The organism is Bacteroides sp. OF04-15BH (assembly GCF_003477995.1).
In the GTDB taxonomy this organism is placed as follows: domain Bacteria; phylum Bacteroidota; class Bacteroidia; order Bacteroidales; family Bacteroidaceae; genus Paraprevotella.
Genome location: NZ_QUEM01000021.1, coordinates 1 through 13,570, shown reverse-complemented (window position 1 = coordinate 13,570; position 13,570 = coordinate 1). Strand labels below are relative to the sequence as shown.

At 41.8% G+C, this 13,570-nt stretch carries 8 protein-coding genes; 1 reads left to right on the top strand and 7 read right to left on the bottom strand.

Annotated elements, in window-relative coordinates:
- Positions 1-36: 36 nt before the first annotated feature.
- Complete coding sequence (gene cysQ / locus DXA74_RS10190; protein ID WP_118527259.1) at positions 37-840, bottom strand: 3'(2'),5'-bisphosphate nucleotidase CysQ; 804 nt, start codon at positions 838-840, stop codon at positions 37-39.
- A gap of 158 nt (positions 841-998) precedes the next feature.
- Here cysQ and DXA74_RS10185 point away from each other — a divergent pair, with 158 nt between their 5' ends.
- Complete coding sequence (locus tag DXA74_RS10185) at positions 999-3,365, top strand: glycoside hydrolase family 20 protein (RefSeq protein WP_118527257.1); 2,367 nt, start codon at positions 999-1,001, stop codon at positions 3,363-3,365.
- Positions 3,366-3,483: 118 nt separating this feature from the next.
- Here DXA74_RS10185 and DXA74_RS10180 read toward each other — a convergent pair whose 3' ends face one another.
- The 6 genes from DXA74_RS10180 to DXA74_RS10145 all read right to left on the bottom strand — a co-directional run.
- Positions 3,484-3,858 (bottom strand): PH domain-containing protein, encoded by a 375-nt coding sequence (locus DXA74_RS10180; RefSeq protein ID WP_118527255.1) that lies wholly within the window; start codon positions 3,856-3,858, stop codon positions 3,484-3,486.
- 95 nt (positions 3,859-3,953) lie between these two features.
- Positions 3,954-4,490, bottom strand: a complete 537-nt coding sequence (locus DXA74_RS10175) for a flavodoxin (RefSeq protein ID WP_118527253.1) — start codon at positions 4,488-4,490, stop codon at positions 3,954-3,956.
- Between the two features lie 17 nt (positions 4,491-4,507).
- Positions 4,508-5,179 carry a dihydrofolate reductase family protein gene (locus tag DXA74_RS10170; RefSeq protein ID WP_118527251.1) on the bottom strand — a complete coding sequence of 224 codons (672 nt, stop codon included), beginning with the start codon at positions 5,177-5,179 and terminating at the stop codon, positions 4,508-4,510.
- A gap of 603 nt (positions 5,180-5,782) precedes the next feature.
- On the bottom strand, positions 5,783-6,841 hold the full coding sequence (locus DXA74_RS10160) for an MBL fold metallo-hydrolase (RefSeq protein ID WP_158576056.1): 1,059 nt from the start codon (positions 6,839-6,841) through the stop codon (positions 5,783-5,785).
- Between the two features lies 1 nt (position 6,842).
- Positions 6,843-11,543, bottom strand: a complete 4,701-nt coding sequence (gene avs2 / locus DXA74_RS10155) for an AVAST type 2 anti-phage system protein Avs2 (protein WP_118527245.1) — start codon at positions 11,541-11,543, stop codon at positions 6,843-6,845.
- 800 nt (positions 11,544-12,343) lie between these two features.
- The coding region (locus tag DXA74_RS10145; RefSeq protein ID WP_233550513.1) for a hypothetical protein at positions 12,344-13,570 on the bottom strand (1,227 nt) is incomplete at its 5' end.

The window sequence follows — 13,570 nt, the reverse complement described above, 5'->3', positions numbered from 1 at the left end:
GGGTTTGAGGAGTTTCTTATAGTAATATGAGTCGGTTTACTGTACGATGAACCAGGGATTCAGCAAATCTTCCTTATTATATTGCAGCGGCGACTGCAAGTCTGTGTGCCAGATATTTTTTCCGGCAGCCCGGGCGATGGCATGTCCGGCGGCCGTGTCCCATTCCATGGTCGGTGCAAAGCGCGGATATACATCGGCAGCCCCTTCGGCTACCAAACAAATCTTGATGGAACTTCCGCTGGAGCGTGTCTCCACTTTCTCGTGAAGACTTTCCATCTTTTCGATATACTCCTGGGTTTCGGGAGTGAGGTGCGAGCGTGAAGCTACCACAACGAAGGCATTCTTCTCCGGCTGCTCCATCGGCAGTTTGCAGGCACCGGCCAGCAGCGACTCCAGATTCTCGGGACAGCTTCCCGGAGCGATGTGCTGCAATTTAAAGGCACCCAATTGTTCTTCAGCCAAATACAGCTCTTCCTTCACCGGCACATAAATCACACCCAGTACGGGAACTCCCTCTTTTACCAGAGCGATGTTTACGGTAAACTCTCCGTTCTTTTTGATAAACTCCTTAGTGCCGTCCAGCGGATCCACAATCCAGAGTGTGTTCCATTCCTTGCGTACGGCATAGTCCATGTGTTTGCCCTCTTCGCTCAGCACCGGGTATGGAGTCTGTGTGAGATAAGTCATGATGCGTTCGTGCGCCTTCTTGTCGGCAATGGTCAGCGGTGAATTGTCCGCTTTCTTTTCGATGCCGAAGTCCGAGTTCGGGTCCAGATATACATCCAGAATATCCTTACCGGCCGCCAAAGCGGCGCAGGCAGCACAATAAAGTAAATCCATTGAATTCATATAACAGTCAATTTTTTGTTTTTACAAAGGTAGTAAGAAAATTCAAACCGTCTATTTTTTAAGGAAAGATTCATTTCTTGAAACTTTTGTTGTGACTTCCTGATAAAAATTGTAAGTTTGTGTATTCTTAAATTCCTAAAACCCGAAACATGAATTCTATCGTTAAGATTTTTCTCCCCGTGACGCTGGCCGCCTGTCTTTCGGCCTGTCACAGTCAGAAGGCTCTTCAAGCCGATTACGAGATTATTCCGCTGCCCAATCACATAGAGAAGCAGCAGGCCAAATCTTTTACTTTGAGTAAAAACACAGTCATCAGCTACCCGTCGCAGAATGCCGACATGGAGCGCAATGCCCGTTTCCTGGCGCAATACATCGAGGAGCAGACGGGCTATCGTCCCGAAATCAAGGCCGATGCCGATGCTTCGTCCAACTGCATCCGTCTGGCACTCGACCCGTCAATCCCTGGAGCCAGCGAGACCGTTGATTTTGAAGGAAAAATCAATGAAGGCTATCGCCTGGAAGTAGGCAAGAACATCACCATCACAGGAGCCACTCCGGCCGGTGTGTTCTATGGTATGCAGGTGCTGCGCAAATCCATTCCTGCCGGTGCCAAGGACAAGAAGATTGCATTCAGTCCCGTAACCATTCAGGACGCTCCCCGTTTCGGCTACCGCGGTATGATGCTCGATGTGTGCCGCCATTTCTTTACGGTGGACGAGGTGAAGCGTTATATCGACATTCTGGCACTGCATCAGGTGAACCGTTTCCACTGGCACATCTCCGAGGATCAGGGCTGGCGTATCGAAATCAAGAAATATTCGCGCCTGACCGAGGTGGGCAGCAAGCGTAAGGAAACCGTAATCGGCCGCAACTCCGGCAAGTACGACGGAAAACCTTACGGCGGTTATTATACACAGGAGCAGATCAAGGATATTGTGGCTTATGCTGCCGAACGGTATATCACCATTGTGCCGGAGATTGATTTGCCGGGACACATGCAGGCCGCTTTGGCCGCTTATCCGGATTTCGGTTGTACGGGAGGCCCTTATGAGGTGTGGACCCAGTGGGGTGTGTCCGACAATGTGATTTGTGCCGGTAATGAGAAGGCGCTGACTTTCCTGGAAGACGTGCTGAGCGAGGTGGTGGAACTCTTCCCTTCACCTTATATCCATGTGGGTGGTGACGAATGTCCGAAGACCCGTTGGAAGGAGTGCCCCAAATGCCAGAAACGCATTGCCGATGAAGGAATCAAGGGCGATAACCGCCATACAGCCGAGGAATATCTGCAGAGCTATGTCATCTCGCGTATGGAACGTTTCCTGGAAAGCAAGGGACGTCACATCATCGGTTGGGACGAAACACTCGAAGGCGGTCTGGCACCGAATGCCACAGTGATGAGCTGGCGCGGTGTGGGCGGCGGTATCGAGGCGGCCAAGCAGAAGCATCCGGTGATCATGACTCCGAATTCACATGTTTACTTCGACTATTACCAGACAGCCAATACGGCCGACGAACCTCTGGCCATCGGCGGTTATGTTCCGGTAGAGAAAGTCTACTCTCTGGAGCCTACAGCCGGCATTCCGGAGGACGGCAAGAAGTATGTAATCGGTGCGCAGGCCAATCTTTGGACCGAGTATATCCCGACTTTCAGTCAGGTGGAATACATGGTGCTGCCCCGTATGGCCGCTCTTTCCGAAGTGCAGTGGACACAGCCGGAGCACCGCAATTATGAGAACTTCCTGCAACGTGTGCCCGACATGATGGACCAGTATGACGTGAACGGTTATAATTATGCCACCCATCTGCTGGATATCCGCGCCACACTGGAGCCCGACACCGAGAAGGACGCTCTGAAAGTGACCTTCAAGACTTTGGGACAGGGCGATATCCGATATACACTCGATGGTACCGACCCGACAAAGGACAGCGCTCCATACGATTCTCTGCAACCGCTGTTCATCAAGAGCGATGCGCAGATCAAGGCCGCAGTGTTCCGTCCGGGTGGCGCGCGCAGCCGTATCTTCTCCGAGAAGGTTACCCGCAGCAAGTCATCCATGAAGCCCATCACCCTCAAGCAGCAGCCCAGTGGCGGTTATGCCTTCAACGGAGCGCCGGCGCTGAACGACGGTTTGCAGGGTGACGGTAACTACAAGACCGGACGCTGGCTGGGCTTCCAGGGCAGAGACCTTGAGGCGGTGATCGACCTGAAGGAAGCTACCGAAATCAGCAAACTGTGCTTCCGTTGCAATGTGGTGAAAGGCGACTGGATTATGGGACCGCGCGGAGTACGCATCCGGGTGTCCGATGACGGTGTGAACTACCGTGAGATTCTGGCGCAGGATATTGCCGATCTGAAGCAGGCCGACAAGGATGGAATCTATCCTTATGAGTATTCTTTTGCTCCGGTGTCTGCCCGTTATGTAGAGGTGACCGTCCGTAGCGGCAAGTTGCCCGACTGGCATCCCGGAAAGGGCAATTCGGCTTTCATTTTTGTAGACGAACTGAACCTGTATTAAAACGGGGTGCACGAAACGAAAAAATGATTTCGATGAAATAAAAAAATGGTCGTGATGATTTGCAAAAATCATCACGACCATTTTTTTATCTGTTTATCGGGCCGATACTCAGCTCCTTTTATAAAGTGTGTGCGGCCAGGATGCGCTGCACCTCGATGATGCTGGAGCTCTTGCCGAACTTCTGTTCCAGCGGTTCTTCTTCGCCACGGATCCACAGTTTCATGTCCGCGTCCATGTCAAAGGTGCCAGCTGTCTCCACCGAGAAGCGCTCTATGGAGCGGTAGGGGATGGACATATATTCCTTTTTCTTTCCCGTGACTCCCTGAATATCCTGAATGATGAGGCGTTTGTTGGTGAATACCCATTTGTCGCGAATCAGTTTGAAAGCCTTCTCGATAAATTCTCCATCGCAAAGCAGCGGGCCGTACTCCTTTTGCAGAGACGCAGCGTCCATTTCGGAAGCATTACCCAAAATCGTGTCTAGAATTCCCATGTTTTTTAGTTTTTAGATTTACCGGCTAAAGATAGCGGCATTTTCCCGATTGACGGTTTCCCGGACTGCTTTTTTGTATTTTTTTCAACATTCGGTTATTGCTCCAGAGCTTTGAGCCAGCCTTGTATTGCCTTGCGGGTGGCTGACGCATCGTGCTGTGCCGTGCTTCCTTGAATGGCTATTCCCCGGAGAACCTTTGCTCCCTGGCAGGCCGATTGGATGCGGCGCTCCGTGGCCGACAGACCGCTGCCTTCGTGGGTGCAGAAGGGGGCGATGAGTTTTCCGTTCCAGTCGTGCTTCTCGATAAAGGTATAGACTGCCATCGGCAGTTCGCTCCACCAGTTTGGATAGCCCAGGAAGATCATGTCATAGTCCTCAATCCGGATGTCGCTTTTGACTTCCGGACGGGCACCGGCCTGTTTTTCCTGTTGGGCAATCTCGATGCAGCGGTCATACTCCGCGGGATAAGACTGTACGGGCTCTATCTGAAAGAGATCGGCTTCGGTTTCCGAAGCCAGCATTTCTGCAACAATATGGGTGTTTCCTTTGGTAATGTAGCCCACTCCGTAGTTTTCGTCTGTACGTGAGAAGAATACCACGAGTTTCTTTTTTTCAGTCATATTCGTATTCATATCTTTCTGTTTTTGGATTATAGTTTATAGCGCAGCCATAATACATCGTTTTCCAGTGCTTCCACCTGCTGCAGACGGAGGCGCACCGGCATCCGGCTTTTGTCTGAAATGCCGTCAAACAAGGAGGTTTCTCCCTTTCTGCCGTCGATGCCCGGTGCCAGCAGCAGACTTACCTCGTCCACCAAGCCTGCTTCCAGGAATCCGCCGTTGATGTGTCCGCCGCCCAGCAGACCGAGTCTTTTCACGCCAAACTGGGTGTAGAGAATTTCCATGGCTTTCTCCAGGTCAATGTGTTCCTTGCCCACGGCAATCCAGGAAATCTCCTGTCGGCGCAGGGTGGCCAGATATTCTTCGCTGGCTCTTTCGCTGACGATGCAGATGAGCGGTACATCGTCGATGGTGTTCGATTTCCAGCGCAGACGGCCCTGAGTGTCTACGGTGACCATGTAGGCATCCGATTTTTCAGCCATGTAGACCGACGGTTTGCCTACCGGTTTGTTTTCTATCGGAATGAAAGGTTCCTTGTCGGCACTGTAATGCTCCATGGTTACCCGCCCCTCCAATAGAGTGGGGCAATCCAGTTGCTCCAGTGTGGTGTAGTATTCGTCTCCGCTGATCTGCTCCACCATGGCGCAGTCGATACGTCTGTCTATGGAAGCCACCATGTGGCAAATGATATAAGGTCTCATAATTTAAAAAGGTTTATGGATTTGAATGTTTCTTTTCGCCGCCATTCCGAAGCAGACGTTTTTCTTGAATTCCGTTTGGGGATATGGCTTTGATGGCAGCAAATTTACCGGGTATTGTCGAGAAACGAATAAAATAAATCACGGATTGATTTACCCAAATTACGGTTTCCCATTTGCGAAGGGATATAAAAACGGCAAATGGTTGTATTGAGGGTATCTCAAAGAAGAAATCTAAAACAGTAACCTTCGGAAAACAAGAAAGGTGATCCGAAGATCACCTTTTTAAATCCTCTGCGGAAGCTGGGGGTCCTGAACCCTTTCAGCATAAATCCCTTATAATCAGGTTCCTGTTAAATAATCACTTTTAATAGTAACGATTTAGTAACTAAACCTTGTCTGTTTATGTCACTCATAGACTTTCATTTGTCTATGCCTTTTCATTACATTACAAAGATACATTTTCCTATTTATAGTTCCAAATCATTGTCTTCTTTTATGCTTTTACATTATTATTCTATATTCTCTTCTGAAAAGCCGTTCTTGACTTCTGAAATGATACAGCAAAATGGAAATTCAATAACATATGTGACTGTCAAATAGCCTTCAAAAATCAATTGCCTCCCTATCATGTAGATAATGAATGTCAATAATTGATTTCACATACTCTTGGGCATCTGGTTTAAACATTCTAACTAACCGACCGTCATTATAATTAAAATACAGGGTTACAGGCAGTTTTGAAGAAGCAGAAATAATTCTTGCTATAGTTTCTTTGTTTGGTAGACAATGGCGATTTATTCCATCAGCACTAATAATATACTTTTCACATTGTATCACCTTAAATAAAGCTAAGCTATTATTTGCTACACTTCCATGATGCGAAAGCAAGACAGCATCACAATGCAGTTTGTTCGCTTCACTATATCCTAATTTAAACAATGAGCGTGTTATAACTGATGGTACAGAGTCAGAAAGCCATAAAATTCTTTTCCCGACATACTCAAACAATGCGGCTATACTACTGGTGTTCTCAACACTTATGTCTTCTTGAAAACAGTTTGTATTAAAATCATTAAGTAATGTTGCATAATCATCAGCAACATTACCCGCTTCAACACTAACCTCATTTGTTTCAGACTTACAAAATGGACGATTTTTTGAATATTTTTCCCTAAGCAGGTTCAGTTTGCACTCATCAGGAGAAAGTATTGTTACCTTCATTCCGTCAATATTGAAAGACATCCCTTCTATAACATCACACATATCTAATGGACTATGTGACTGAATATATTCATAGACCTTATCCCCTGAGACTATGCCACAGAGCACCCCGTTCTTATTATCAGAGGCTTGCTCAACTTCATACTTTCTTGGTGGATTATATATCCACCGACTAACAATATTCTCCAAAGTACAATCTTTTTGAATATCTTTTATAAATCTACTAGCTCCGCCAATATGATCATCATGGATATGAGACAGGAACAAAGCATCTATCTGTTCTGAACTCCCCATAATATTTGAAATAACACCTTTCAACACTTGGGTATAAGTTTTGGAGTACCCCATATCAAGAAATATATTACGACACATACCGCTTTCACCCTCATATTGTAGATGAAATGCATCTCCACACTTTGCTTTATAACAGAACAGTTTCATATCACACTCTCTTATATGTTCTGAGGACACCTTCTGGGACATTGTTATCATCCAAATAATATACTCCACATGGATCATATAAGCATTGACATCCCATTCCTCCACTTATATATACCCGCTTTTCTCCCCGCACAATCCACAAAATGGCCAGCCCACTTTGCTTCAAGAATCGTAAAAGAGGCTCCTTTTTAACCAAAATCTGATCGTACCCGTATGTTAATGCCACAAGATTGCCTTCTTTGTCCAAATATTGACCGTCATGTGAATCATACTCCATGCCCATACCCTCGAATAATAACCTACAGGGAATGCTATATTTACTGATAGTGCCTGACTTATCAGCTTCAATATGTCCGCAGGCTTGCTCACAAGAATAATAATATGGTACATCTAGCCCATCTATTGAATTTGCCCAACCTTGTCGATTCCTATAAACGTCTTTATATGCTGGTGACCAGTATTTTTCCCTATTTACCAGATGTTGCCAGTCATCAGTCGGTAAATTCACACCATTCCATAAATCCCTACCATCTAAAGACTGTATTGCCTTCTCTTTGTCTTGTTGCTTTACGAGGATGGCATCAGCAGCCAAATATACATCATGCTTTAAGAGGTTATATTCATATTTCTCCTTACCAATGTCTTTGGGTTCATCCCAACTCCTGGAGTTATTCAGGGTTAACCATTCTGTGCCGTAATCGTCCAACTTTTGTATTAAGGAAACCGGATCCGGCAAATCTTTAATCATGGATGCCCATGATTCATGTATATCAGAGTACTTCCAGTTATTAAACTGTTCTTCATTATACCATTCGTGTTCTTTTTCCACCCTACTATCATCCGCATCCTCACTTTCGATGCTTTTTACTCTTGCAATCATTGATGGATTGATATTCCTCAGAAAAGATTGCCACGTTCCGTGAAACAGCTCATACCCCCCAGACCCCTCGTTTGCATAATCATCCTCATATTTGTAATTGTCAGCCAATATCCCCATAATCTCATGGAAGGCTATCCACTGATATTTTTTCCCTATACGATCTATTCTATTATCCGAATTTCGGAACGTCCAGTCTTTTGCAAAACGATCGTAATCACCATGCAAATTTACATCAAAGCCTAGTTCATAAGCTCTCTTAACAATCCAATTTCTAACCCCTTCTGTTGGAAATCTGCCATAATGATGTTGCTTTAAAGGCAATTCCCTTACTTTAAAAGGAATCATGACATCGTATAAAGCTTTTTTTTGCTCTTCCGACATTAACTTTTCAGTCTCGTTACAAATTAATTCGAGTATTGTATTTTTTATGCTGGCATCCTTTGGCCCTTTCTGCCTTTTTAATATTGAAATAGCTTTTCTTTCACATATTATTCTGGCTAGTTTCTTCATATCTCCTTTAAACAGGCGTAATGCTTTATCAAATTCTTTTTCTTCAGAAATTGATATCGGATAAAAGTGTTCGATTGTTGGCATAGCAATCTTATTCCAAAAATCAGCTAACAGACCCTTTACCGATTCCCAAATCAGGTTTTGCTCAGAACCTTTTCTTTCCTTGAAATCTGTTGCATCATAATCTATATGAAAGTGATTAACCTCATCATCTGTAGGCCATGTGGGGAGTGTGCTAGTATATTGCGGGCGAACCTTTTTCATATCAACAGCAGTTATAACTCCCTTATATTTAGCGTATTCAACAATATTTCTTGCATAATCTCGCAGTAAAATATTTTTTGGTGGGTTATTACGTTTGAATATGGTCTCATATACATATCTTGCAAGTTTCATCAGCCCATCGCGTGATGAAGTCCGCAATGCGACCCCGTAAGCCACAGCATACAACCGTTCATAGATATACATATCATCCACATTCTCAAACTTACGTAGTGTTTCAATCAATACTTCTACCTGCTCAGAAAGAAGGTTGACAAGAGCTTTTGTAGCCTCATCTCTGTGTTTGATATATGTTGATGACAGCAGCCAACAAAGCATAACGGCTGCTAATCTGGTCGATTCGGAATCCGCTTTTACAGATACATTTTCAGACCATGCCCAGTCTATCAAACGCCGCAGAGGGTTGGCACATCTGTTATCATCATATCCTGCGCAACCATTGAAAAAGAATTGGAATCTGCCATCACGATCTGGCATGGTAAACCTCATCATTAATGCATGAAAATAATCAGCATTAAAAGGATGATTAGGAATAGTAGAAAGCTCTACCAGTTTATTATACCAATAATCAGAATCTATATTACAATATTTGGAGCCTAGAAACTGCCTTATAGTTTTCTTGTCAATAGATTCTATTGTGCGCCAACACAAACTATTTATCTGAGCCTCAGAAATTGTATTAAAACATGTATAATATACTTTTTCATACTCATCTTCTGGAATAAAACGAATAATATCTGTCATCTCATGAGAAAATCTCTCGGGGATTAAGATAGCCATGGCTTCAAGAATTCCTTTGAATGCCCAATGCTTGTCTACAAAAATGGAATGTAAAGTTTTGTCTGTATTTATGTTTTCTGCAAACGATTCCAAGTCTTGAAACTTATTGACAATTTCACGTGCAATTATAAAATCACTGATTCTCTGATAAGAGAAAACAACGCCGTCGATATTTTCTTCATCAAAAGAATTCTTCGTTTTAAGCAGCAAATTGTTGTCTATTAGATCTGCGAGCAAATTATGACAAGCAGGAAATTGTTGTTGTAATAATGAATCTGCATTTTTTATATTCAGAATATTATATTTAGCCTCAAATATAGGGAATGCCAGCAGCTTAACTGCTGCACTGACAACATCCCTATACTTATATTCGGGTCTCTTTTCAGCAAACTTCTTATCCAAATTGTTGAAGTACTGACTAAACAGTGATGAAACGCCATTGAATCCTTTAGGAAAATCTTTCTCTCCAGAGGCTTCAAGTGTATCGCAAATTATCTTCAAGAATAAAGGGTTACAAAACTCAGGTGTCAGAATGGGAACATTGGGTAAGTTCAACTCATACGCCCAACAGAACTGTTTTACCGCCTCATATTCCAGACCTTTAAATCCTTTATGCTCAATAACTGTAGCTCCCAAATCAGTTTCCACCCCATCAGGAATAACATCATCAAAGTATGTATCACGCACTGACACTACTAAACCTATCGCAGGATAGTCTTTAAGAGACTTGATAAGTCCAGAAAGTCTGTCTTTCCATAATACGGCCTGAGGTCCTTCATTCAGCGCATCGATCATCAGAAGTGCTCGTGAACCTACTTGGGTACCTATCTGATTGAAACTGGATAGGAATTCCCGGAAAGTACCCACAAAACCTACTTTTGAAGTAATGGTTGTTTCATAAGTTCCCTCAGAGAAGTCTGTTCCTAAGAACAACAAAGTGGGCAGACCATCATCGATTCTCTTACTGGCAACATCACCTAACAAATGCGACTTTCCGCATCCAGCTTCACCCTTAATTATCAAATAGGGATTGTTTGCTAGATTAATCTTTAAATCTTCAAAGTTTTCAGTGAATGAATACAAATCTTGAGATATTTCTGATAATCTGGCTTCATCAGCCTCGAGCTCTTTCCTTACATTATCATCTTTTTTTGTCGAGGAATAATCAGAATAAAATCTATGTCTTACTTCTCCTAATTCTTTTCTGAGGTCTTTTATGCGTTTCATCAAACTAGAAAAATCAACTACAGCATCTACATGTTGATCCAAATCTGATAATGCTACAATAAAATCGTCTCGAATAGCTTTTAGATGAGATTCTAACTCACCTATTCTAATGGAATTTTTTCTTGTTCTATAGCTTTTCTCAGTCAACCAGGAATCTATATTCCTGTACAATCGTTCAAAATATGCAGGCGTTTTTGCCACGCAGTCAAAATACTTGGCAGTTCCTGTCTTTACATTGACTTTCTGACAATATCTGGGTCCCAAGTTTGCTACGGAATCTTCAACATTGTTTTTTAATATTTTATGTCCTAAACCGTGATGTCCGAGGAATGACAATGAGATTTTCTTTTTATACTCTTCTTCCAGCAGTTTATTGAAGGAAATCAACCTCTGAGCACTTATTACCTTTCCACGCTCTTCGTCAGTGTACCTAATGAAGATCCCATTAATATACAACTCCTCACAAGCTTCTATAAAAATACCGGAACCTGACATTCCAACAATTGTATCTTCACTATAATCGTCATTTGTAGAAAGTTGGAATACATTCTCTGTTGTATCTTCATGAAGGTAATTCATTTTTATCATTGCCAAGAATGACTCTCCATTTTCGTTAGTCTGATCAAGGGTAGCCAGAGGGAACCCTTTACTCACGGCTTCGTCTGTTCCAAAATTTTTATCAACTACATACACCGTTGGAAGGTCAGAGACAACCGATGCAAGCTCTCGTTTATTAATAATAATTATACCAGCATCATCTTCGGAATGGAGCAAAATACTTTGCTTAACAGGGGTAACGTATTCATATGTACTGGTACCAGGGTTATAAATTCTTAACGATACTCTACCTTTTTCCCCTAACTTCGAAAGGCAATGTTTAGCCGTCAAAACATATACCACCCCAGACAATTTCCTATTGGTATAAAGAACGCCAGTCCCCAATTTTTCTTTTGAGATGTCATCTTTATGTAATTCAACCGTTAACTGTGTTATTATATTAAGGCATGTATCCGTCATAAGCATTTATGTCTATTTTTTCCACATTATCTATTGAAAATCCTGTATGTGTTCCACCATAAATAGCGAACACCTGCTTATCCATTATAATCTTAATGATTTCAAGCATCTTCTATTGATGTTGAATCATATCATCAACATTTCATTCTAATCCAAATGAACGTGTTAAGGTCTTATCTTTAATACCAGCATTGTAATTATCTTAGCATATTTGTAACATAATTCTAAACTTTAAAGAAACAACACTTACTTGGTTTGACTTTGTATCAAGATAGCAATTCTTTTTATCAATGGGATTCCAGTTGGAGCCAGAACTATTTACCTCAGAACCAATCATTGCAAAATTACCAAAGCAATGTATATCTTGCAAATTAATTAGCATCTTATCCCCATCCTTGGCTTGTGGATAATAATGTTCTAAACTTTTTCGTGTTCGAAAGAAATAGAAATTTTTGAAAGGTTCCAACTCAAAGTCACTACAACCTAATGCTCTGAAAAACTCTATTCCATTACGAGAACCTTTCTTTTCTTTGTTACTTCGAAGTCCTTCCGAATATTAGAATCTGTATAGTTAAATACATACAAAAGGAAAAGTATCGTAACAAGCAAAACGGCATAGCGATGTTGAAGTCATGGCGATTCTTATCCTGTTCCACTTCGGTAGCTTCCGCTACTTCAAGTATTATTATAAAGAGTTATTGTTTTTGTTCCAAAGCAGTTTAATCCCGATACAGTATGCCAATCTGAAACAAAGGATACACACTGCATAACTTTATAACGCACATTTTGATACATTAATGTTGAAATTAAAATATTCTGATTTTTCTAAATTTATCCCTGAGAGTCTTTATCATACGTAAAAAAATATTTTCTTGATTCTTTTTAACGGATATTTCTTCTCTATTGGGGAGCTCTTTATTGATTGACCATTCAAATTCATTAATGCCAACCAATGCAGAACCCTCAAGAATCTCATCAACAATATGCAAAAGTTGCTTACCAATTGCATCCATACACATTCGCGTAATCATCTGTCGGTTATTATCCTGCATATCATAAATAAAGTATTCAAGCATCGGAATCCAGTCATAAAGGGCACGACATTTATCTAATGTAAATATATCTAAGCACATTTTCCTTTTTTTCGCTGTATACGAATAGCGTTTATGATTACCGATATTTGTATGATATGGGTGTCCATAATGAAACAAAAGTAATTCAAGCCAAAGATGTGCCATTGGTACATCACAAAAACGACATTGCCCATAGAACCAGTTATTAATCTCTGATATCACCTGTTTGACCTCAGATGTCACAACTTGTTTAAAATCTACATCTATATATTCATCATCTGTATCATCACTAGCACCATTCTTTATATGTTCCTTTATTTTATCCCAAACAGTTAGTGAATGGCTATATGGAGACTGCAAAAAAACCTCTGCTATTTTCATACATTCTAGTCGAGATCTTTTGGTTCCATTACTAAGTTTTTCAATAAACCCATCTTCTGAATATTGATTAGAGGGTAAACGTTGGCCATCCATAAAAAACTCTTGAATAAGCACATTATGAAAATTCCGAAAGAAATCCTCTTTTTTTGCTATTACTTTACTATTGATTAGTCTTTTTGAAAGCATATCTTGCTTAAAAACTTCATACGCAGGTTTATGTCTATTGGCATAGTCAATTATTAAAGCTGTTTGAAATGCAGAATATGCATTTTCAAAGTTCATATCAATAATTGACCTTAAATTTTCAATATCGATACCCCATGTATCACAGCCTTCCACTCTATGAACCTTACTATCTTTTTCCTCAGTATCATTGCTTGTGAGAACAGACGATTCGAAAAAAGTGTCATTATAGAAAAAATTGATAAGTCTTTCAATATTCTCTTCAGTTTTATCTGGATATGTTGTATTGACAGCAAGAATACTCATATCACTGAGAGCATTCAAATCCAACATTTTTAATACGACCTTATACTCTTTAAACCTGTTGGCGGAATTAAAAAACCGCCTGAAAATTAG

Bases quoted from the DNA above. Each gene is read 5' to 3' on its own strand.
- DXA74_RS10160 (WP_158576056.1), bottom strand. From the start codon at position 6,841: ATGAAACTGTTCTGTTATAAAGCAAAGTGTGGAGATGCATTTCATCTA.
- DXA74_RS10180 (WP_118527255.1), bottom strand. From the start codon at position 3,858: ATGGGAATTCTAGACACGATTTTGGGTAATGCTTCCGAAATGGACGCT.
- DXA74_RS10170 (WP_118527251.1), bottom strand. From the start codon at position 5,179: ATGAGACCTTATATCATTTGCCACATGGTGGCTTCCATAGACAGACGT.
- cysQ (WP_118527259.1), bottom strand. From the start codon at position 840: ATGGATTTACTTTATTGTGCTGCCTGCGCCGCTTTGGCGGCCGGTAAG.
- avs2 (WP_118527245.1), bottom strand. From the start codon at position 11,543: ATGCTTATGACGGATACATGCCTTAATATAATAACACAGTTAACGGTT.
- DXA74_RS10185 (WP_118527257.1), top strand. From the start codon at position 999: ATGAATTCTATCGTTAAGATTTTTCTCCCCGTGACGCTGGCCGCCTGT.
- DXA74_RS10175 (WP_118527253.1), bottom strand. From the start codon at position 4,490: ATGAATACGAATATGACTGAAAAAAAGAAACTCGTGGTATTCTTCTCA.